Genomic DNA, 22,643 nt, shown 5'->3' with positions numbered 1-22,643 from the left:
GTATAATAATGCTTGATATTCTACTTATGAGTCTTATTAACTTGAAATACGGAAAAAGTTTTTATTAAAAAATAGAATGACGCTTAAACGCCATCTATTTATAATCTGTACAAAGTTGATTTACGGGAGCGCGATTATTTAAATTTCTTCCAACAGTATCGTCAATTGGAGGTTGCGTAGCATTTTGGGAACCTCCGCTGCAGCTAGAAAGCAGAGGGACTGTTAGCAATGTTGAAAGAAATACTGTTGTTGTTAGCGAAGCTAATTTATTTGTCTTGATCATACATTTTTTCCGGCTAATTTAGCTGATGTGGTGTAAGATAGGACTTACGCAAAAGTGCTAAAAAGCTTAATTTATCGAACCGCCATCACGTAGCATCTCGAAGAGAAGAACACCAAGAATCTACAGTTAGTTTTATACAATGGTCAAGCAAAACTCAGCTTTTTACTTGACCAAAAGTTCAGATACACTGTATCCGCCACGGTACTTTAGTTAGTTTAAAGTCTGTGATTCTTCTCTGCCTAGAGTTTGTTTTTTAAGCAAGCGAATTTCTGCTGCTAATTCTTGCCGAGTCGAATCTTTGAGCAAATAGCGGAAAGTAAACCAAATTGTGTAACCAAGTCCAATTAATTCGAGAAATGGGGAAAGTAGGGGAATATCATTTATGGCGTTGAGTACCGCTAGAAAAATCCTTAGTGCCGTAACTGTTATCACAAGCAACGCAAAGCCGATAATCAGCATTTTGTATTCTTGGTAAAAACTACCTATGTACTCAGGTATTTTTACCAAAAATATAGAAATCTGTCTACCAATTTTTTGCCATTGTTCTTCATTTTCCGAGGCGGGTGGCAACATTGCCAGGTTTCCAGACTCTGAACCTTTAAGTGCTTTTATCTGGTTTGGGGAGGCAGTATCGACATACTGATCTTGCTGTAATTCTGTATCCATAATTATCTCCTGATTTTCTGTAATGAGAGCAGTTTTAAAGTTCATACTTTGTTATTAGCAATTTTTGCAACACTTGCTTTGCAACTAGATTTCTCACTCCTTAGCGGTGCAGCTAAATATTTATTTGCAAATTTATTAGGAATTTAATAATATTTAGACATTTTTATACTTTCTTCTCATCAATCTTTTGGCATAGATTTTATCTTCTAAAAGAGTGATAAAGCAGGTATTACAACTTAATTAAATAAACCTTTAACAATGTAAGGATATTGGATTTAAGTGCAAGGATAAATATATTAAGCTAGCTAGATTTAATGCTGTATATTGATTTAGCTAATTTTAGTTTTGACATTTACTGCTAGGAAATAGTCACATAAATGCTAGAAACTAGTCACAATATTTACAAAAATTTGGTTAAAATAACTTTTACAATTAGTAATACATTAATACTAGAACATTTTTCTCATACTTGTGGGTTATGAGACTATATTTATTTACTTCGATTGATTAAATATTAAGATAATTTAATTCAATGTTTAGAGAGAAGATGTATATAAACTAAATAAAGCAAAGAGGTCTAGACGAGCGCCATCTGGAGCGAGATTTGGGGCTTTCTACCCACAACCCTAACCGCATCAGTGCAGATGACCTCACCAAGCTGGCATCTTTCACATATCATAGCCATCCTGACATCTTTCAAGAGGTGATGGCTGAACAACCAGGGATTCTGAAGTTTCTCAGTAATCCAATGGTCGGAGCAGCTTTAGGAGCGATCGCTTCTAAATGGTTTGGTCGTCATTAGTAAGCATTTCCAAACTTGATACACATAGTCCTTTGTCTGAATGCTGCAAATATAGTGGGGGAGTCAAGGCACAGCTACAGTGAAAAGTCAGACACGAGCAAGGATTAAAGTCAAGAACACCAAAATCTCCAATTTAGTGGCTTGCAATTTAGATAAAATGTGAGCCACTATTTTTTATTCCAACCTCCTGCCTCATTCACACAAAGCTAACAGCGGCCTCTAACATTCGTATTGTCCCAAGTTCAGCATTTATTTCCACTTCTACACCGATTGGTAAAGTAAATTTATCCTTAATATGACCAATCATTGAACCGTACCAAGCAGGAATACCTAAAGGAAGTATGTGTTGTTGCAATACTTGCATTAATGTAAATGACGGTTCATCCCCAAGACTACATTTAGTACATTGCCCAAAGATAAAGCCAGCAATTTGATTAAGTATCCCAGCAGTTTTTAACTGCGTCAGCATCCTATCTATACGATAAACATCCTCGCCAACTTCTTCCACAAACAGAATGCTTTTGTTCCAAGTAGGTAGGTAAGGTGAACCTACCATCGCTGATAGGACTGATAAGTTTCCACCCATAAGTTTACCCCTCGCCTTTCCTGGTGCTATGATCTCCATCCGCACTTCGCTAGGGTTGAGATTTTGCATAGTCACCGCTTCAGCATTAAATAGGATGCGCTTGAAGTAATCGACTGTAAATTGATTCCAGGTAGACGTAGCAACTGGCCCATGAAAAGTAATCATCTGGCTACGAGCATTAATTGCTAACAAAAGCGTCGTAATATCGCTGTAACCGATGATAATTTTCGGATGGGAGCGGATTAGTGAGTAGTTGAGTAAGGGTAAAATGCGATTACAACCCCAACCCCCACGCATGGGAATAATTGCTTTGATAGTGCGATCGCTAAACATCAAGTTTACATCCTGGGCGCGATCGCTGTCTTTACCCGCTAAATAGCCGTAACGATCTAAAATATGCTTCCCCAACTTGACTTTTAACCCTAATTGGGAAAGTGATTGCTGTGCTGCTTCGATATCTTTAGCGTCAACGATACCCGCAGGGGCTATCAATCCTACGGTATCGCCAACTTGCAGGCGGGGCGGCTTGTGGATGGTGTTTAGAGATGGCTTACCTTGGGCAGTAAGTGTTGGTATTTGAGTGGCTAAGGTAGCCAGCCCACAGGTTGCAAGAAATTCTCGACGCTTGATATTCATAATCATTCAGTTGGGGATTGGGATGTGACGAATTTTGATGAGGATTATAAAAATTTAGATCCCCGGCTTCTTTGAGAAGTCGGGGATCTAGACACTGCGAGTTTTCACAAATCAAATAGGATTGTTATACAACATCTGAAATCACAAACCCATTATTAGCAAACTTACCATTAGTGTCAAATGAATCACCAATTACAGGCAAAAGATGGTCATATAATTTCATAGTTTGTAAACAATTATTGATGCTAGAAGCTGCTGAATTATATGCTGCAATATTTTCTTCAACAACATTCAACAATCGGCGATTATTCGCAATTTTCTCTTCAGCTTCTTGTTGCAGTGTTTTCTCTAAATAAGCGCGCGCCTGTGGATATTGCTGCAAAATTTCATCTGCTTGGTGATCTGCCATTGGTAATAACTGAGTTTTGAGTGTTTGGTTAATAGTTTGACGGAAAGATTTACGAATAGTTTGCGAAACTTTTGGCTCAAAATCTAACTTCAATAATTGTCTAATTGCTGGTTCTGCTTCTACGATACTTTCAGCATCGTAGCTTTGAGAAGTTTGTAATAAAGTTTGGCGAAATTGATATATAGAAAAAGTGCCTTCATCATAAAATCTCGGACTTTCTCGCACGAAGCGATCGCACTCTACACTAGCTGCACTCACTAATGCTTGAGTAACTCCTTTTTCTAAATTTCTGATCTCTTGTTCAATTCCGCCATCATTATCTAATAAACGATACAACTGGCGATAATATTCTGACTTGCGAATTTTTTCAATCAATCGCTGAAAATAATTCGTAACAACTTGTTGAGATGACTCAATCAAAATATCTTCTAATTGATTCGCTAAGTAATAAAATGCCTCTACTAAAATAGCAATTAAAGGTGCGGTAGCGTTGCGAGGATGGCTAATTGTTGCACGTTGATAAGCAGAAGCTACAGAAAAAGTATCTAGCAATTCATCTAAACGGCGAATCATTCGTGATTGCAATTGTCTAAAGTCTGCTTCAAAAGCATCACAAGAATTATTAATTATTTGATTTACTTCTTCTGTGATATGCTCACTAAATTCTCTACCTATTTGCTGGAGTTGCTGATTTAGGCGTTGCAACTCTTGCTGTTTCATACTCTCAATTTCTTGGGGTTGACTATCTAAATTACGTTGTACACTCTGATAATGTTTTGTTAGTTTAATACAAACATCTTCCAAATCATCGGCAAGATTCTTAAATAATTGGGGACGCTTCTCTTCTGTAAGATAGCGAGTAATAGCTGTGCGAAATTCTTCAGTACCACTATCTTGAATTAGCTTTTCTATCAGTTCATTCCCCCAATCTCCCAAAATCCGCACATAATTTTGATTTGGGGTTTCATAGCCGTTAACAGACACACGGAATTTAGTGGTAGATAACTTTCCTGAATTTACGCAGTAGTTGTTAAACGCATAGACAAATTGTGGTGTTTCTTCTTTACCATCTAAACCTTTAATGCTTTCTGCAAAAACAGAATCTAAACCAAATCTATCTAGTTGACTTGTCTGTTTAATTTGACTGCCGTAAAATCCTAATAACCCACTGGTTTTATAAACTTTGTTTGAATTAGAAAATTGCCCATTAATTAAATCGTCTAATCGTTGTCGTAGTTGCGTATTGTACCAGGTTTCATCGATGCGGTTGAAGACATAGAAGACGCGATCGCGTACTCCGCCATTTTGCCGCATTAATTCCAAAAGTTCTGTTTCTTCTTTTGTCATGTCACCCGCCGAAGCAGGTTTTAGCACACACACCACCGCCGAAGTATCAGGATGTTGAATTTTGGCATAAGTTAATTGTGCATCTTTCTCTACTGGTGCATCTATACCAGGGGTATCAATAATTACGTTGCCGTCTTGTAACAAAGGATGATTACAGTAATATTCTATTCGCTTCAATACTGCACTATTACTACCGCGACGGGCATATCCAGCCGCTTCCTTGAGGTTAGAAAAATTAAATTGCTCCATTGAATATATAGCATTATTAACCGTGTTGATGCGATCGCGGTTTGCCATATATCCCTCTAGCAACAACATTAATGCCTTCGCTTGTTTTGCACATTCTGATTTACTCTCACCACCTTCCTGCTGAATAACTTTATCACTTCGCAATAGCAAGTCAATTAAATCAGTTTCTTGGTTAATATTAGGTAGTGTCTTAAATTCTAGCTGCTGACACAAATAAGCTACTTGTTCCCGAATTTCTGCTTCACTTAAAAACGTTAAAACAACACGTTCTTTATCTAGCTCTGCATACTCAATTTTGCATTCTGTACCTGTAGCGTGTCCTTCTGCACTGTAAAGTAGTTCTCTTTCCAAGAGTGCATTGATTAGCATTGATTTACCAGCACTAAATGCACCTGCAAATACAATCTCAAACTTGGGAGAAATCGCTTTAGTTAGGGAAGTTTGTACAGGTGTAATATCTTGGGAATGTAGCGTTGGTTCTTGTTGTAAAAGTTGTAATATCGACTCAACTTGCTCTTTCAAATTTTTGCACTGAAGCGGTAAATCTGACATATTCAGCATCCTGACAATATTTATGTATATGTTAGTTACATTTATTGTCTTGATGGTTCAGTAGTATTTCTGAGATATTTGATGCGATTTAGTTACTGGGTATCACTTAACGCACAAAGATCGTGTCTGGTTAAAAACTTATTAGGCTGACATGAGATAAGTCTGATTACGACATTGGCGAGGCCAACTCATCCGCCTCGCTGTAGTCAATTTTAACTAAGCTAATCGTCAAGCATTTTTCCCTAATGATTAGCTTGTAGTAAAGGCTACTTTAGGGTAATGCTTCGCGCCCTACTGTTATGGCAATACGGTTCATTAAGGGCTACTGGCAAAAATTTTGGGGTTTTGAGACGCGATAAATCGCCGTCTCTACAAGTGTATTGACTTTTATGCAACTTCAATTGACCTGTTTAGCCTGAATTTAAATAAAATAAAAAATCTGTATATTTGAATACTTTTTAGGAACTTTTTGGCAAATGTCATGTTATTGTAACTTTAGCAAAGCCTTGCTCAGTCAATTCAGGGAGTCATGATTATCGAGTGGTTCATTCATGATCGACGGTAAAAAAGTTCGGTTAAAATTAAAAAATTATTGGTTTAAAACCTTTGGCAGATGGCGATCCTGTCCGCTAACCTGTCCAATAGATAGACCTCATCATCGACATGTTTTTTGGAGTTGGATCGGTAGTTTTTTAGCCATAACTGCAACATCTTACCTTGCTGCAAAAACTAATTCTCCTTTGCTGATGGCTCCTTTTGGTGCTACGAGTGTCTTGATCTTCGGTGTGCCTGATAGTCCTTTGGCTCAACCCCGCAATGTTATTGGGGGTAATCTTTTAGCTGCTATGGTGAGTCTGATAATTCTGCATTTTATCGGTGCTTCTCCCTTAGCAATGGGAATGGCTGTTTCTAGTGCGATCGGAATCATGCAGCTTACCGGAACTTTACACCCACCTTCGGGTGCTGTTGCATTAGTCGTTATGATGACCAAACCAGACTGGCAATTTTTGCTAACACCTGCCTTTGAGGGATCGATGATTTTAGTGTTATGCGCTGTGATCTTCAATAATTTAGCGGAAGAAAGGACGTATCCAAAGCACTGGTTTTGAAATTTTCTCTAGAGAAATCAAGCACAAAATGTAGGGGCAATTCATGAATTGCCCCTAGATAAAATTAATCAATCTTCAAGTTGAAAGGCAAACGAGCATAAACTCCCTGCGGATCATTCATTTTTTGCAAAATCTCTACTTCCTGTTGCAATTTCTGGAATTCAGTGATGATGGGGTTAGATGGTTTAAGTTGCGTTGCCTCAATTCCTAAAGCAGTCCGTGCCTCTTCAGTTGCACGCCCAAAAAACCGTTCTCCGAAACTGCTAGTGCGAGGATATTCTTGTACTTCCCAGTCTTCTCCTAGTTTCGCCTCTTTGACAGCATAAGCGATCGCACTATTTAAACCACCAATTTCATCCACTAAACCAATTTCCTTCGCCGCCACGCCAGACCAAACCCTTCCTTGGGCAATTTCTGCAACTTTTTGTTCTGGGAGTTTCCGACCTTGAGAAACTTTATTCAGAAACATATTATAAATGCGGTTAACACTACGTTGATAAAGTGCCAACTCTTGAGGCGATTTTGGACGTGAAACTGTTTGACTATCAGCATAGGTTCCAGTTTTCACCGAATCCCAGGTGATGCCGTTGTCATTGGCCAGCTTTTCACCATTAAATAGCAATCCAAATACACCTATGGAACCTGTTATAGTATTTGGTTCGGCAAAAATGCGATTTGAGTCGCTAGCAATCCAATAACCCCCAGAGGCGGCTACATCACCCATTGACACTACAACCGGTTTTACCCCACGGGTTAATTTCACTTCTCGCTGCATGACTTCAGATGCGGTAGCGCTTCCGCCAGGACTATTAATCCGCAATACAACAGCCTTCACATCCTTATCTTGTCGGAGTTTGCTAAAGATTTTGGCAAAGCGATCGCCTCCTACTTGTCCACCATCACCTTTACCATCGACAATCTCACCCTCAGCATAAACAACGGCAATTTGATTTTTTGAGCTACGTTCTACACCCAAAGATTTGCCAGAAACTTCTGCGTAGCTATTCAGGTTAATTTGTCGGAATGTTTTGTCGTCTTTATCGCTATTTGTCAACTTTTTGAGGTCACTCACCACTTCATCAGGGTATGCTACTCGATCGACTAAACCGCTAGTTTTAGCTTGTGTGGCTTCTAGTACCGCCTGACTATCTGCGATCGCTTGCAACTGATTAGGTTCAATTTTCCGACTTGCTCCCACAGTAGTGCGCCACTCTCCCCAAACATCATCTAACAATTTCTGAGTTTGTTCGCGGTTTTCTGGACTCAATTTTGTGAGGATAAACGGTTCTACAGCACCTTTGAATTTACCCACCCGCACGACTTGCACACCAATACCGTACTTCTGTAATGCTCCCGCTAAGAACATCGGTTGCGAACTCAAACCGTTGACTTCCATCATTCCCAAAGGATTAAGCACAATGGAATCTGCCACTGAACTAAGGTAATATTCTTTTTCACTCCAATCACTGCCATAAGCCACAATCTTTTTCCCAGAAGCGCGAAACTCCTCCAGCGCTTTCCGAATTTCTTTAAGGGAAGCATAGCCGACGTTACCAGCTTGACTAGCGCTAGTTGAATCGAGGTAGATCCCAACAATTCGCGGATCGCGTCGGGCCTTTTCTAAAGTTTCTACAACTTTGCGGAGTGCCATTCTTTCATCATCCACACCTGATAGTGTGTTTTGAAACAGTTCGTCAGAACTAGGTTCGCTATCAGTAATTTTCATCGACAAGTCAAAAACCAACACTGACTTATCTTTTACATTTGGCCCAGTATCTTTAGACGAGCTAGCAGCGAATATTAGCAACAATAGTCCAGTGGTTCCTAGACCACCAAAAATAATTAGTCCTAATAATGTGCCAACTAAACTAGCAAAAGTTTGTTTGATAAAATTACGCATTAGTTATTAGTTATTAGGGATTGGGCATGGGGCATTGGGCATTGGGAATTGGGCATTGGGCATTGGGCATTGGGAATTGGGAATTGGGTATGGCTCAAGAATCAATAAATAGTTCTTTTCCCCTGCTCCCCCTGCCCCCTGCTCCCTTGCTTCTTCCCCATTTCCCATTTACTCATTCTATGCGCTGTAAAGTGCCAGAGTGCTTTAACTGATACAAGGTAGCGTTGCCAGTGCAGAATAAGACTGTGGTGATTTCGGCGATTAATACTTCAGCGAGTTCGGCAACTGCTGTCTCTGATATTGCAGCTGCTTGTAAAAAAGGCATTGCTAAACCAGCTATATCTGCTCCCAAAGCGATCGCAGCGGCAACATCCAATCCATGACGCAAACCTCCTGAAGCAATTAAGGGTACATTTGGAGCGATCGCTCTAATAGTTGTAATGCACTCTGCCGTCGGTAAACCCCAATCGGCAAAAGTCTTCCCTAAGCGACGTTGTAAGGGATTTTCTGCCCGTTCACTTTCTACCTTTGCCCAAGAAGTACCCCCTGCACCCGCCACATCAATTGCTGCTACTCCAGAGGCGAGAAGTTTTTGTGCGATCGCTGCTGATATGCCGTTACCAACTTCCTTTGCAATCACTGGCACTGTTAGCTTACTGCATAAATCAGATATTTTATCAAGCAAACCGCGAAAGTTAGTATCGCCTTTAGTTTGAATACACTCTTGTAGAGGGTTAATGTGTAAAATCAGGGCATCAGCTTCTAAGATATCAACTACCCGCAGACATTCATCCAAGCCGTATTTATAGTTAAGTTGCACAGCCCCCAAGTTGGCAAATAGCAGAACATCGGGCGCATACTTGCGGACAGCAAAAGTATCAGCCACTTGGGGTTTTTCTACCGCTACCCGTTGGGAACCAACACCCATTGCAATTTTGTAGTGTTGCGCGACTTGGGCTAAACGTTGATTAATCATTGCGGCTTGTTCTGTTCCGCCAGTCATGGAAGAAATTAACAAAGGTGCGCCAAGGTGTTTCCCCAGGAAAGCTGTACTGATATCAATCTCGTCATGGTTCAGTTCGGGTAAGCAAGAATGGGTGAAACGATAACGTTCCAGTCCATTGGTGATTTGATGAGACTGAACATCTTCCTCTAAACAGATCCGAATGTGATCGGCTTTGCGATTCTGAGTTTGTGCAGAGATGTTGGTAGGGGCGTTCACTGGTGGGTATGACTAAAAGGATTGGGTTGCGATCGCTATTGTTACATTGTCTGCAACCGTATTTTTATAACAAAAATATTTATTTTCCCTATCTTTAGGTTACGTTACGCTATTGATAACATATCCATTCCCTCATTTTATGAGTTAATTAATATGGTTTTACAAACAGAAAAGCGCTACTACACCCCAGAAGAATATTTGGAATTAGAAGAGAAAGCTGAATATAAAAATGAATACAGGGATGGAGAAATTATACAGATGAAAGGGGGGACAACTAACCACAACAAAATTGCACTTAATTTTTGCCGCAAGTTTCCCCTGACAATACAAGGACAAGATTATGAGATTTACATAGGCGATGTGAAATTATCAATACCTCGTCATCGCCTTTATACTTATCCTGATATTATACTCATCAAAGGTAAGCCTATTTATGAGGTAACAGGTACAACAATTATTACGAATCCCTTATTAATTGTTGAAGTCTTATCAAATTCAACTAAAAATTATGACAAAACAGATAAGTTTAAATATTATCGTTCAATTCCTGGTTTTCAAGAATATATTATGATTGACCAGTATAGTTTTGCTGTGGAACAATTTGCAAAGCAAGCAGAAGGGCAATGGATTTTTAAGGAATATGAAAGTGAAGAGGCAGTTTTAGTCTTAGATTCTATCAAATTTCAAATTGCCTTGCGTGATATTTATGAGCGAGTTGATTTTGAGTTGATTGAGGAATAAAGCCCCTTCTTACATCGGAAATGCGGAAAATTCAAATGATTTTAGGACTTACGCACGAGTTACGGAATAACGAACCACAGAGGCACAGAGAAACCAGTGCGTTGGGCGGGTTCCCCGACTTGAAGCAACTGGCGCGGCATAGATAAATCAGAGTTTGAGAGATAATTTGCGTAAGTCCTAGATTTGTTATGCCGCGTTCATTCATGCACTGAAACTACTTCGCGTGACGCTAGGAAACCAAGGACAATTGCCACCAAGATCAATGCTGGAATGTCGCCAAAGAAGTGCCCATATTCCACAGGATCAATCACTGCCTGTACCGCCATGATCAGTGCGTGAACAAAACTCGACCAGACGGTGAACCAGATTAAACTGAGATGCGCTTCTGGTTTTCGAGAAGCCCGTAGTAAAAATACACCGAGCGTCCCATAAATGCCGACGATCATCTGTTCGTATTCGTGTTGACCTGGTTGCCATGACCAGCCCGATGGCCAGATATTCATCAACGGATAGATCAGGAGAAAAGCAATTCCAACAACAATAAGGGCGATTGGCAAGTACCGATGCTGCTCATCCATTACTTCAACCTCACACTATTTTTCCAGGGTAGTTTTTACTAATGGAATGCCTACTTTTAATAGTATTCTCACTAGTGACACTTCAACTTGGGAGTGTTAGGAATCTTGATGTTTTTTGTGGTTTAAACCTAATTCAACACTGAATCGTCTGCAAAGCAATGGGCATCAATCACCCTGAATGATGCCTATTTGTTGCTCATTACGCCGTCTGTGTAGCAGCCGCTTTTGAGTCTGCGGTGGATTTTAACCGGGTGATGGTGGCTCTACGAATGCGATCGCTTTTGCGTACTCCGCCTATCATCTCGTATTCCCGGCTGTCTTTGCCATACTTCAACACTACACCACTGACTAAGCGTTCTGATGTTTCGCGGATAGTCTTTTCAAGGGTTTCTATTTGTTCCTTTGCAGAGTCAATGGCAGTTAGCATCATATTATACTGGTCAATCTGGTTGCGGAGTTGCCCGGTTAACTGGGTTAAATGGTTTAAGCTGATGGAATCACCAAAGTCGAGGCTGGAATTAATCGATTTAAATCCGATTACTTTCTGTTCAGTTTTTTCTAGCACGGTAGAGCTTCTTTTTTGGCGTGGCATCAATGCAGACTTTTTACTAAACTTTATCTCTCTAGAGTGTCTCAATGGGACAGTATAGTGGTTCAGTAAAACTTGCAAAATAAGGTGTTTTTTGTAATAAGATTGGATTGCTGGTTCAGTAATTACACGACAATAGGCTTGTGTTCTGAACAAATAAGCTTGTGTTCTGAACGAATAAGCTCGTGTTCTGAACGAATAAGCTCGTGTTCTGAACGAATAGGCTCGTGTTCTGAATGAATAGGCTCGTGTTCTGAACGAATGGACTTGTGTTCTGAACGAATGGACTTGTGTTCTGAACGAATGGACTTGTGTTCTGAACAAATGGACTTGTGTTCTGAACAAATGGACTTGTTCACTTGATTGCTTTTTAAACCTGAAGAAGCCCACCCTTTGCTAAGGCTACGGTGTACACACAAGTCTTATAAAGTTGTCTAACAGTGTTTTGATCCCCCCTAACCCCCCTTAAAAAGGGGGGAAATTTCTTCAAGTCCCCCTTTTTAAGGGGGATTTAGGGGGATCAGATGATTTGTGTGTACACGGTAGCCTTGTAAAGGGGAGGGAACTAGATTTATTTCCGGCTTCCCCCCTTTCCAAGGGGGGATTGAGGGGGGTAATTCAACTTGTGTGTACACCGAGCAAAGAGGGGCTTGTGATATTATTAATCCTCAGAACGGCGATGTGTGGGTAACAGGCTCTTTTTCTGTTTTTCTTGCAAACTGCTAGCTTGTTTCACAAGTGAGATCGACTCTTTAACCATCCATATTAAAACCTCAATTTGTGAGTCTCCTTGCTGAATGCGGTTCTCAGCATTTACGCCAATTAAAATTGTTTGTATTAATAACAACATCGTAATGGTTTGGCGATAAAGCTTTTGACCTGTGCTTTGGCTTTGCTTGCGCTGAGTTTTCATTTATTTACCTCACCTCAATTTCAAATCGAGGTTAAGGTTGGGATTAATTGACAAGTAAATTTCCCAAGCGTTGATTAAAAGCCGTTTAGAATCTACATAGGGTGCTTGGGAAAGATGTCTGGCTTGGGAAAGCACAGAACTTTTTAGAAAATTTTTTCTTTTCGATGACGGTACTTACATGGAGCGGAAGGGGCGGAATCTTAGCTACGATGCTGGTAGAAAACAAGCAGAAATATTGCTGCGTGCTTTACTGTCATTTGTGGAAAATTCGGAAGAATCAAAAGACTGCAAAGCCGATTGGCAAGCGGGTACTGAGTTATGGGTAACGCATTCTACACTAGAAAGACTGGCAGAACTGACGAAGAGTTATAACAGCAGCTTAGAGCCTGAAGCAATTAGGAATGCGCTCAACTGTCTGATAAGTTTGAAAATTATTGAGGATAAACGCGGACAAACCAATGCCAAAACTAGAACAAACTCAAAAGTTTGGCTTTTTGCGCTCAAGTTTCCCAGCATCGATAAAGAAACAAACCTCAATTGGTTGTTTAAGCAAGGTGGGGAATGGGATAAATGCCGAGAAGCTCAAAAAAACAAGTCTGGTAAAGTATCCAAAATTGCAGAAGAAAAATCTCAGGGTGCTGACTGGCAAGAAATCTGCGGCGCTATGCTGGAAAAGCACAAGCGTCTCACCACAAATGAGTTGCTGTTTGCTGATGATGAGATGAAATTTGAGCTAGAGGCAATTCATGTCCCTTTAGCATTGGTGGAGCGTAACAAACCGAACAAGTGCAGCGAGGATATTTCCCCAGAACAAGGTTCACAACTTTACGAACCGAGTTATGAAGAGAAGCAGCGATTTGAACATGAGGCTTTTTTAGAGCAAGTTATCTGTGATGGTGTTGGTAAAACTCAAGGACACCGCATCGCTTTAATTGGGGAACCAGGTGCGGGAAAAACTACTCAGTTGCAAACTATAGCTTTTTGGATATTAAAGAAGAATCTGGGTTTACCAATTTGGATTTCTTTGGCAGACTTGCAAGGAAAGAGTGTAGAAAATTATCTATTGCAAGATTGGCTGAAGAATGCTTTAGAAGTGGTGCGTGTAACAGAAGAACAGGAAAACACTTTTACAGATTTATTCAAGAATAATCGTGTGTGGTTGTTGTTGGATGCAGCAGATGAAATGTCTTCACTCCAACCATTAACTGAGATTTTCCAGCAGTTGACGGGATGGGTGAAAAATGCGCGGGTTGTGCTAACTTGTCGGGTGAATGTTTGGGAAGCAAACGCAGGCGCTTTAGAAAATTTTGAGACGTATCGGTTACTCAATTTTGAATATCCGCAACAAGTGCAAGAGTTTATTGGGCGTTGGTTTCACAACAAGGATGCAGACAAAGGGGAAAAATTATGGCAGGAATTAGATAAAGCTGAACGTCAGCGCATCCAAGATTTAGTTAAAAATCCTTTGCGGTTAGCGCTGTTGTGTAGCACTTGGCAAGGTTCCGATAAAGGTTTACCGGAAACTAAAGCCGGACTTTATCAGCAGTTTGTGGAAGAGGTTTACAAGTGGAAAGAAAAGCGTTTCCCTACCACCGAACAGCAGCAAGAGGAATTAAACGCTGCGTTGGGACGTTTGGCAAAACGGTCAATTGATCAAGAAACGTCATGGTTTCGGCTACGACATAAGTTTGTGCGTGAGGAATTAGGTGATCCAAAACAGCAAAATTCTTTATTTTGGTTAGCGTTAAAGTTGGGATGGCTAAATGAAGTTGGACTGGCTGCGGAATCAGCAACGAAAGAGAAAGTTTACGCTTTTTACCATCCCACATTTGAGGAATATTTTGCAGCGTTGGCAGTTGATGATTGGCACGAGTTTCTAAATCATGTTCCCGACAACCCCGCACTAGGCGTTTATCGCATTTTTGCCCCGGAGTGGAAAGAGGTGATTTTGCTGTGGTTGGGACGTGAAGATGTGGGGAGCGAGAAGAAAGAAGAGTTTATTCAGGCGTTGGTGGAATTTGATGATGGGTGCGGAGAATACAGAGCTATTGATAGAGTCAGAAGGGGATTTTACGAGTTTCGCGCTTATTTTCTCGCTGCTGCGGGGGTTGATGAGTGGAAAAATTCTGTCAATTCAGATGCTATTGTGGCGGAAATTGTAATATGGGGCTTTAGCGAGTTTAAGGTTGAACAAAACAAGTGGGTAGAATTTCTCACACCAATTCTAGTGGGAGCAATAACAGCACTGCCTCAGACAAATCGCATAAAAGCGATCGCTGTTTTGGTGGAGTTAATCGGCAAACCACAACTGGATTATTCTACCCGAAGGCTAGCGGCATCAATCTTAGGGGAAATTGACCCAGGCAACCAAAAAGCGATTGATGTTTTGGTGGAGTTAATCGGCAAACCAAAACTGGATTATCCTACCCGATGGCAAGCGGCAGAAAGCTTAGGAGAAATTGGCTCTGGCAACCAAAAAGCGATTGATGCTTTGGTGGAGTTAATCAGAAAATCACAACTGGATGATTCTACCCAAAGGCTAGCGATATCTAGCTTAGGGGAAATTGGCTATGGCAACCAAAAAGCGATCGCTGCTTTTGTAGAATTAATCGGCAAATCACAACTGGATAATTCTACCCGATGGCAAGCGGCATTGAGCTTAGGGAAAATTGACCCTGGCAATCAAAAAGCGATTGATGCTTTGGTGGAGTTAATCGGCAATCCCCAACTGGATAATTCTACCCGAAGGCTAGCGGCAGAAAGCTTAGGGGAAATTGGCTCTGGCAACCAAAAAGCGATTGATGCTTTGGTGGAGTTAATCGGTAAACCACAACTGAATGATGATATCCGATGGCAAGTGGCAGAAAGCTTAAAGGAAATTGGCTCTGGCAACCAAAAAGCGATTGATGCTTTGGTGGAGTTAATCAGGAAACCACAACTGGATGATGATACCCGATGGCAAGCGGCATTGAGCTTAGGGAAAATTGACCCTGGCAATCAAAAAGCGATTGATGCTTTGGTGGAGTTAATCGGCAATCCCCAACTGGATAATTCTACCCGAAGGCTAGCGGCAGAAAGCTTAGGGGAAATTGGCTCTGGCAACCAAAAAGCGATTGATGCTTTGGTGGAGTTAATCGGTAAACCACAACTGAATGATGATATCCGATGGCAAGTGGCAGAAAGCTTAAAGGAAATTGGCTCTGGCAACCAAAAAGCGATTGATGCTTTGGTGGAGTTAATCAGAAAACCACAACTGGATGATGATACCCGATGGCAAGCGGCATTGAGCTTAGGGGAAATTGAACCAGGCAACCAAAAAGCGATTGATGCTTTGGTGGAGTTAATCGGTAAACCACAAATAGATGATTTTACCCGATGGCAAGCGACATCTAACTTAGGGAAAATTGGCTCTGGCAACCAAAAAGCGATTGATGCTTTGGTGGAGTTAATCGGCAAACCACAGATGGATGATGATATCCGATGGCGAGCGGCATCTAACTTAGGGAAAATTGGCTCTGGCAACCAAAAAGCAATTGATGCTTTGGTGAAGTTAATTGGCAAACCACAACTGGATGATTCTATCCAAAGGCTAGGGGCATTGAGCTTAGGGAAGATTGACTCTGGCAACCAAAAAGCGATCACTGCTTTGGTAGGGTTAATCGGCAAACCACAACTGGATGATGATACCCTATGGCAAGTGGCAGAAGGCTTAAAGGAAATTATGTTAGAGGAACAGATGCCGAGTGTTGTCACCGTGTTGAAAGATTACTTATCACCTGAAACTTACAAAAATGATTTTGAGCGATTTGATATTTGCTACGAAGTTATCTGGAAGTGTGCCCAAAGTATGCCCTACCCCGCTTTTTATCAAGCTTGGCATCAACAAGAGAAAGTGAAAGATGGAGAGTAGGAAAGAAAAATACTTCCTCCAGCCAAAACATAAGCGAAATGTGGAAGCAGCAATCCCTTGTAAAGACGCGATTCATCGCATCTCGTAAGCGTCTCGTAAATCTATCGCGTCCGATCTTTCCGCAATCCAGGGAATGCGTCGCACCTAATAAAACAGATATTGCGATCAGAATGGGAATGCGTAGGCGTAGCCTGCCGCAGGCATCGTTTTTGCGTACTCCACCTGTCATTTCATATTCCCGGCTGTCTTTGCCATATTTCAATGCTACACCACTGACTAAGCGTTCTGAGGTTTCCCGAATGGTCTTTATCATATAAGCAATCACATCCAAACCAAATTTGTTTTGTGGTAGAGCTAGGGAGCCTTCTTGCTCTGGTCGATATGCTTTTTGTACCGCAGACATGACTTATTTTGACATCGACGAATTTTTAGCTGTAGTTCTACTACCCCATAAAACGTTCTTATGTGTCGAGGATTATTATATTCATTCCACATTGCTTTCCCGCACGAAGGGCACTTTTTTTGAACACAATCGAGTACTTCAAACGATGTTACCTCTGGTTTTAGACAATTTCATGCCAAGTTTTTGCACCTTATTTCGCTACAAGGTCAAGATTACAGGATTTCCACTCTTCTCTAGTAAATTTTGCCACGCTAGGTTTTGTTTTAGTGTCATCTTGGTGTCGCTTTGTGAAAACGAAACTTGCCGTAGGCATTGCAATGCACCGAATTCGCCGCTCGATTTCATGAAAGTCAATCAAAGCCAGTTTTGCAATGACTCAAACCGAGCAAACTCAGACTCTAGCTGCCATTGAATCCGCGCGCGATCGCTCTTGTGCAAAAAAGCACTGCACACTTGAGAAACAGAGGTTTCACCAGGGGTATCGCTTGCACAAGCTGAAACCATTGTCTTAAACTCAGGCGACTTCCAGAGACTATTTCCCGGAGCGAAACTATATTCTAAGCTGTTGCGAGCCAGTCGCTTGAGGTCTTTATATCCCAGTCCATATCTCGTTGCTGCTAACAAATACTCATGACTTAAATCGATGCGGGAAATGCCTTCATCATCGGAAGCAAGGGTCATTGGTACTCCAGCCTTCCAATACTCCCTAAAAGGATGTTGATCTCCTTGGACATTTAAAATAACCTCATTACTGGTCAGACAGATTTCAACCAACACGCCAAGTCGCCGCATTTGCTCCATCAACTCGAAGGGACGCTCCTCAAAAAGAATACCCACGCCATGTCCAATGCGAGATGCCTGTGCCACTTCTACAGCTTGCCGAATATGAAAACGTAAATCCTCGGTCGGAACCAAACCCAGGGTTAACTCTCCGGCATGGAGCGCGACCTTGACATTGGGATATTGGCGTTTGAAAAATTGCAGCATTTGCATTTGCAGGGTGTAGTCGCGCAGTGCAATCGGGTTGTCTTCTGGGGCGACAAGATTAATGCCAACGACCCGCTCTTCCGATGAATCTAGTGCAAAGGCATAAGCTAACTGAGCAAACACTTCAACGGGCGACTTTGTTCTTGTCGTTTGCTGTAAATAGCTCACTTTCACAGCACATCCAGGCTGTGCTGATGCAGTGCCGCAACCAAGTGTTTTCGAGACTTCGCGCTCCAACTGTGTAAATTGCTGCTTGCCGAGTGTCACTAGCTTGGTTAATCCTCGTTTGAGCAATTGACGGTGCATCAGAGCAAAATCTTTATTCCAACCAACTTCACGCCCTAGCTGTCGAACCTCACTGCCCTGAACAGTAAGCATTAACTCTAGATAGGTAATATGCTGCGAAGCTGCCCGATTTGCTACTGACGCGACCATATCATCCCGACGGCTCGTAGAGTCTGATATTGCCCCAAAACCACTAAAAGCGTCAAAAAATTGGTCATGTCCAGATTTTCCAGCAAATTGGAGGTTACGAGTAGACCAACGATTTATTAGGGAATCATAAACAGATGTTCGATTTAACAATTCTGAGGCTGGAAAATAACTAATGTCCTGACCGCAAGCTTTAGGCTCAACTAATGTCCCTGCCTTTGGATTCACACAATACCCATCGGTGGCAGCCCACTCCAGATAGTGTTCTGCGTACACAGCCCCGCTTAGATGACTGTGGATATCTCCTCCCTTTGGCATTCGCTGTACAAATGCTCGTAAAGCGGCTGGCTGGGCGCGATGGGCCTCAAACCAACTAGCAGCTTCAGCTTCACTCCGAGTCGAGGACTGCTGCGAGTCAGATGGGACTTGGGCTACTACACTGAAAATCAAACAGCTAGAACTCGTTAATACTCCTAAAAACAAATATAAGGGCGCTCGTCTATGCATATAGATTTATTTTTTTATCAAACATGACCATAATTATCTGCTGAAATTGCCGCATCATTGTAGCGTTTATTTGCAGTAATAAGCATTGAAACACCGATAGATGATTTCGAGGAGTGATTCCCTCTGAACCGACAAGTCCTGCTTGAAAATAAACAACCAGCTTTCGGAGATATTTTTTTTTGCAGAGATAAAACTGCTGTAGCCCAAAGACACTGAAAAATGCGGGTCTACGAAATTATCGACAAGCAACTCTTAAGGAGTTGTCTATCTGTTATTATCAGTTCTGTTCGAGTCAGACAGAAATTATTCTCGGAGATAAACAATGGGCAAGAAATATGATGTTTATGGTGTCGGTAATGCCTTAGTAGATATAGAATACGAAATATCTCCAGAGTTACTACAAGAGTTAAAGATTGATAAAGGTGTAATGACACTCCTAGATGAAGATAGTCAAAATCATATTTTGGAAAATCTCAAAAATCTTCATTGCCATAAGAGTTGTGGAGGGTCAGCAGCGAACACAATAGTGGCAATTAGTCAACTAGGAGGAAAAGCTTTTTATTCCTGTAAAGTGGCTAATGATGAATTTGGAGACTTTTACATCGAAGATTTACTCAATTCTCAGGTAGATACCAACTTAAAAAATGGCGATCGCCAATCAGGAATTACAGGCAAATGTTTGGTGTTAGTAACTCCTGATGCAGATCGCACCATGAATACATTTTTGGGAATTACTGAAAAATTTTCTACACAAGAACTAGTATCATCAGCGCTTGCTGATTCAGAATACATATATATAGAAGGGTATTTAGTGACTTCTCCCACAGCAAAAGAAGCAGCTATAAAGGCTAGAGAAATAGCTGAAAAAGCAGGTGTAAAAACTGCTATCTCCTTATCTGATTACAACATGGTGAAATTTTTTAAAGATGGGTTATTAGATATCATTGGGTCTGGTTTAGATTTGATTTTTGCTAATGAAAGTGAAGCATTAGAACTAGCAGATACACAAGATTTTCAAGTAGCTGTAGACAAACTAAAAACCCTGAGTAAAAAATTTGCCATTACTCGCGGTGCTAAGGGTTCAGTAGTATTTGATGGTCAGAAATTAATCGAAATCACTGCACCTCAAGTAAAAGCTGTAGATACAGTAGGAGCAGGAGATATGTATGCAGGAGCTTTCCTCTATGGAATTACCCAAGGTATGAGCTATGAAGAAGCCGGAAAATTAGCATCGGCCGCAGCTTCTAAGATTGTTACATCCTATGGGCCAAGATTAAAAACTGAGGAATTAAAGGCATTAGTTACTACTTAGAGGGTGTTTGAAAAGTATTGGTGTTGCTAGATTCGTATGATGGATGATGATACCATGCTAGAAGGAGCGGTGGAAGCCGCAGTCTTTCTTCAAGAGAGCAGCTAAATTTCTTTGCCCTAACTTAGAGCGATTGTCCAAGGTTTTTCAGATCATGGAAAACCATAAGGAGAAATCCAAATGAACTACGACATCAAAGAAAAAACCATTTTGGTTACGGGCGCAAATCGCGGCATCGGCAAGGCGATAGTTGAGTCGTTTATTGAACACGGAGCCGCCAAAGTCTATGCGGCTGTTCGTCAGCTCAACAGTGTCTCCTCATTGGTTGAACAATACGGCGATCAGGTAGTACCAATTCAGGTTGATTTAGGTGATCCCCAATCTATTGTTGCTGCTGCTCAAACTGCCCCAGATGTGCAAATAGTTGTCAATAATGCAGGAGTTTTTCAAGCTGGAACTCCCTTAGCTGAGAATGCAATCGCCGCTCTCGAATTTCAGATGAAGATCAATGTATATGGATTGATCTACATGGCTCAGGCATTTGCCCCGGTACTCAAAGCCAATGGAGGTGGTGTCTTTGCCCAAATCAATTCTGTTGCTTCGCTCAAAGGTTTCCCCGACTCTGCTACTTACTGTGCCTCGAAAGCTGCGGCCTATTCAATCACCCAGACATTACGAGAACTATTGAGTGAGCAGGGCACGCTTGTGCTAAGTGTTCACCCTGGCCCAATTGCCACGGATATGGGCGATACGGCAGGAATGAGTGAGGTTGCACAGCCACCTGCACTTGTGGCAGACGGGATAATAAAAGCTCTCAAAGCTGGGGATTTTCACGTCTTCCCTGACTTGATAGCTAAACAAATGGGCGATGCTTATAAGAGTTTTGCGGAAAATGTCGTTGAGGTGTCATCAAGTTAACTACATTGCAGGGTAATGCTCTAGACAAGGGTATCTAGGTATTAAACAGCAAGCCCAAACTCTTCTCAATTGATGAAGAAACAAATCACAGTATCATGGATCAAATCCATTAAAAAGAGGAAATCACAATACTGAATTTATAGTAGTGATATGGCGCGAATCTTATACTATGCACCGCGTTCACCTTACGCTCGTAAAGTGAGAATTGTCCTAGCAGAGAAGCAACTAGCTTACGAACCCAAAGAAACAGACATTAACAATAAACCTCCAGAATTTCTGAGTTTATCTCCCATTGGGAAAGTTCCGGTATTGGTGGATGAAAATGGTCTCGTTTTTTGGGATTCAACGCTGATTGTGGAGTATCTAGACGAAACTTATCCTCAGCCGAGTTTTTATCCAGGCGATCGCATTGAGCGTTTGTGCTGTCGTCAGGGGGAAGAGTTAGCAGACAGTTTGATAGATAATGTTGTGGGATTGTGGTACGAAACCCGTAAAGGGAATCAAGCTGATTTTGACACCCAAGTTAAGTATCAGTCCAGCATTCATCGCGTTTTAGGTGTTTTTGAGCAAAAGTTGACTAACTCAGCCTACCTATTCAATGAAACTCTGAGTGCTGTTGATGTGGCAGCTATATCAGGGTTGGGTTACTACAGCCTTAGATTTGGCAATAATTGGCAGCAAGAGTATCCTAAATTGAGGCAATGGTTTGAAGTATTGCATCAACGTCAATCGGTTTACTCTACCATGCCAAAAGCATAAAGCAATTTAGCTGACTTTAATAACTTGAGTTTTTGGAAGACACCGTAGCTATTATATTCACCTATTCATCCCACTTCACCAGCACCCGATCCCTGCGGGACGCTACGCGTAGCTTGTTTCCCCAAAGGGTTTGCATTTAGGACAGGGGGGAGGAACAGTCGTGTTGAGTCCAAAAATTGGGATAATTTATTTTTTGCAATTCCCTAACTTTGAGTCTGAGTCAGAATCGGTAAGGTAATCACAAATTCTGTTCCTTGGCCTGGGGTAGAATTCACATCCAAAGTTCCACCATGTTTTTCTACAACGATAGACTGAGCGATCGCTAATCCTAACCCTGTTCCTTTACCAACACCTTTAGTGGTAAATAAGTGGTCAAATACCTTTTGTTTGACTGATTCACTCATGCCTTGACCATTATCAGCAATCTTCACCTCAATGTGTTTATCTGTCAATGAGGTGGTAATCATAATCCGATTATGATTGGCTTTAATTTCCCCAAAACTCCGGTCTGTATTTGATTCATCCAAGGCATCAATAGCATTCGCCAGGATATTCATAAATACCTGATTTAATTGACCAGGGAAACACTCTACTTGAGGTAAATTATCGTAGTTTGTAATAACTTCAATGGCGGGACGTTGTTCATTTGCTTTCAAACGATGCTTGAGAATGAGAATGGTACTATCAATGCCTTGGTGGATATTGAAAGGTACTTTGTAGTCTTGATCGGCACGGGAGAAAGTGCGGAGACTGGTACTGATATTTTTCAGCCTGTCACACGCTATCATCATCGAATCAATCATCTTGGGCAAATCTTCTAAGCTATATTCCAAGTC

General features: G+C 41.3%; 17 protein-coding genes and 1 pseudogene. 7 read left to right on the top strand and 11 right to left on the bottom strand.

Annotated elements, in window-relative coordinates:
• Positions 1–493: 493 nt before the first annotated feature.
• Positions 494–949, bottom strand: a complete 456-nt coding sequence (locus GNF10_RS23695) for a CAAD domain-containing protein (RefSeq protein ID WP_185587908.1) — start codon at positions 947–949, stop codon at positions 494–496.
• A 565-nt stretch (positions 950–1,514) separates the two neighbouring features.
• Here GNF10_RS23695 and GNF10_RS23690 point away from each other — a divergent pair.
• Positions 1,515–1,751, top strand: a pseudogene (locus tag GNF10_RS23690) (hypothetical protein); the annotation flags it as partial.
• Between the two features lie 196 nt (positions 1,752–1,947).
• Here the strand turns inward: GNF10_RS23690 and GNF10_RS23685 are convergent.
• Together GNF10_RS23685 and GNF10_RS23680 are read right to left on the bottom strand one after the other, a co-directional pair.
• Positions 1,948–2,973: an LD-carboxypeptidase gene (locus tag GNF10_RS23685; RefSeq protein ID WP_185583671.1), complete on the bottom strand. Its 1,026-nt coding sequence runs from the start codon at positions 2,971–2,973 to the stop codon at positions 1,948–1,950.
• Between the two features lie 124 nt (positions 2,974–3,097).
• Positions 3,098–5,530 (bottom strand): dynamin-like GTPase family protein, encoded by a 2,433-nt coding sequence (locus tag GNF10_RS23680; protein ID WP_185583669.1) that lies wholly within the window; start codon positions 5,528–5,530, stop codon positions 3,098–3,100.
• Between the two features lie 551 nt (positions 5,531–6,081).
• Here GNF10_RS23680 and GNF10_RS23675 point away from each other — a divergent pair.
• Complete coding sequence (locus GNF10_RS23675; protein WP_185583667.1) at positions 6,082–6,639, top strand: HPP family protein; 558 nt, start codon at positions 6,082–6,084, stop codon at positions 6,637–6,639.
• A gap of 64 nt (positions 6,640–6,703) precedes the next feature.
• On the opposite strand, the gene sppA is transcribed toward GNF10_RS23675, so the two are convergent.
• Both sppA and fni read right to left on the bottom strand, forming a co-directional pair.
• On the bottom strand, positions 6,704–8,539 hold the full coding sequence (gene sppA / locus GNF10_RS23670) for a signal peptide peptidase SppA (protein WP_185583665.1): 1,836 nt from the start codon (positions 8,537–8,539) through the stop codon (positions 6,704–6,706).
• A gap of 172 nt (positions 8,540–8,711) precedes the next feature.
• Positions 8,712–9,761 carry a type 2 isopentenyl-diphosphate Delta-isomerase gene (gene fni / locus GNF10_RS23665; RefSeq protein ID WP_185583663.1) on the bottom strand — a complete coding sequence of 350 codons (1,050 nt, stop codon included), beginning with the start codon at positions 9,759–9,761 and terminating at the stop codon, positions 8,712–8,714.
• A 153-nt stretch (positions 9,762–9,914) separates the two neighbouring features.
• Between fni and GNF10_RS23660 the strand changes: the two genes are divergently transcribed.
• Positions 9,915–10,502, top strand: coding sequence for a Uma2 family endonuclease (locus GNF10_RS23660; protein WP_185583661.1), 588 nt, complete (start codon positions 9,915–9,917; stop codon positions 10,500–10,502).
• 197 nt (positions 10,503–10,699) lie between these two features.
• Here the strand turns inward: GNF10_RS23660 and GNF10_RS23655 are convergent, their stop codons facing one another.
• The 3 genes from GNF10_RS23655 to GNF10_RS23645 form a co-directional block, all read right to left on the bottom strand.
• On the bottom strand, positions 10,700–11,080 hold the full coding sequence (locus tag GNF10_RS23655; protein ID WP_185580624.1) for a DUF6632 domain-containing protein: 381 nt from the start codon (positions 11,078–11,080) through the stop codon (positions 10,700–10,702).
• A gap of 199 nt (positions 11,081–11,279) precedes the next feature.
• Entirely contained in the window at positions 11,280–11,672 is a 393-nt protein-coding gene (locus tag GNF10_RS23650; RefSeq protein WP_185580625.1) for a hypothetical protein, read from the bottom strand.
• A 658-nt stretch (positions 11,673–12,330) separates the two neighbouring features.
• A complete protein-coding gene (locus GNF10_RS23645; RefSeq protein WP_185580626.1) occupies positions 12,331–12,582 on the bottom strand; it encodes a hypothetical protein in 252 nt (83 codons plus the stop codon).
• Positions 12,583–12,760: 178 nt separating this feature from the next.
• Between GNF10_RS23645 and GNF10_RS23640 the strand changes: the two genes are divergently transcribed.
• A complete protein-coding gene (locus tag GNF10_RS23640; protein ID WP_260446324.1) occupies positions 12,761–16,492 on the top strand; it encodes a HEAT repeat domain-containing protein in 3,732 nt (1,243 codons plus the stop codon).
• Here GNF10_RS23640 and GNF10_RS23635 read toward each other — a convergent pair.
• Together GNF10_RS23635 and GNF10_RS23630 are read right to left on the bottom strand one after the other, a co-directional pair.
• The gene (locus GNF10_RS23635; RefSeq protein WP_185582278.1) at positions 16,407–16,895 is read right to left on the bottom strand and encodes a hypothetical protein; all 489 of its coding nucleotides are present in this window, start codon (positions 16,893–16,895) and stop codon (positions 16,407–16,409) included. The genes GNF10_RS23640 and GNF10_RS23635 overlap by 86 nt on opposite strands.
• Before the next feature lie 354 nt (positions 16,896–17,249).
• Positions 17,250–18,821: an adenosine deaminase gene (locus GNF10_RS23630; RefSeq protein ID WP_185582273.1), complete on the bottom strand. Its 1,572-nt coding sequence runs from the start codon at positions 18,819–18,821 to the stop codon at positions 17,250–17,252.
• 322 nt (positions 18,822–19,143) lie between these two features.
• Between GNF10_RS23630 and GNF10_RS23625 the strand changes: the two genes are divergently transcribed.
• The 3 genes from GNF10_RS23625 (at position 19,144) to GNF10_RS23615 (ending at position 21,807) form a co-directional block, all read left to right on the top strand.
• Positions 19,144–20,133: an adenosine kinase gene (locus GNF10_RS23625; RefSeq protein ID WP_185582274.1), complete on the top strand. Its 990-nt coding sequence runs from the start codon at positions 19,144–19,146 to the stop codon at positions 20,131–20,133.
• Between the two features lie 177 nt (positions 20,134–20,310).
• The gene (locus tag GNF10_RS23620) at positions 20,311–21,048 is read left to right on the top strand and encodes an SDR family oxidoreductase (RefSeq protein WP_185582275.1); all 738 of its coding nucleotides are present in this window, start codon (positions 20,311–20,313) and stop codon (positions 21,046–21,048) included.
• 150 nt (positions 21,049–21,198) lie between these two features.
• On the top strand, positions 21,199–21,807 hold the full coding sequence (locus GNF10_RS23615; protein WP_185582276.1) for a glutathione S-transferase family protein: 609 nt from the start codon (positions 21,199–21,201) through the stop codon (positions 21,805–21,807).
• Between the two features lie 203 nt (positions 21,808–22,010).
• Here the strand turns inward: GNF10_RS23615 and GNF10_RS23610 are convergent.
• The coding region (locus GNF10_RS23610) for a sensor histidine kinase (protein WP_185607243.1) at positions 22,011–22,643 on the bottom strand (633 nt) is incomplete at its 5' end.

The sequence above is a fragment of the Nostoc sp. UCD121 genome (assembly GCF_014222285.1).
Lineage (GTDB): Bacteria > Cyanobacteriota > Cyanobacteriia > Cyanobacteriales > Nostocaceae > Nostoc.
The sequence above is the reverse complement of the archived record's forward strand: the minus strand, read 5'-3'. Positions and strand labels throughout refer to the sequence as shown.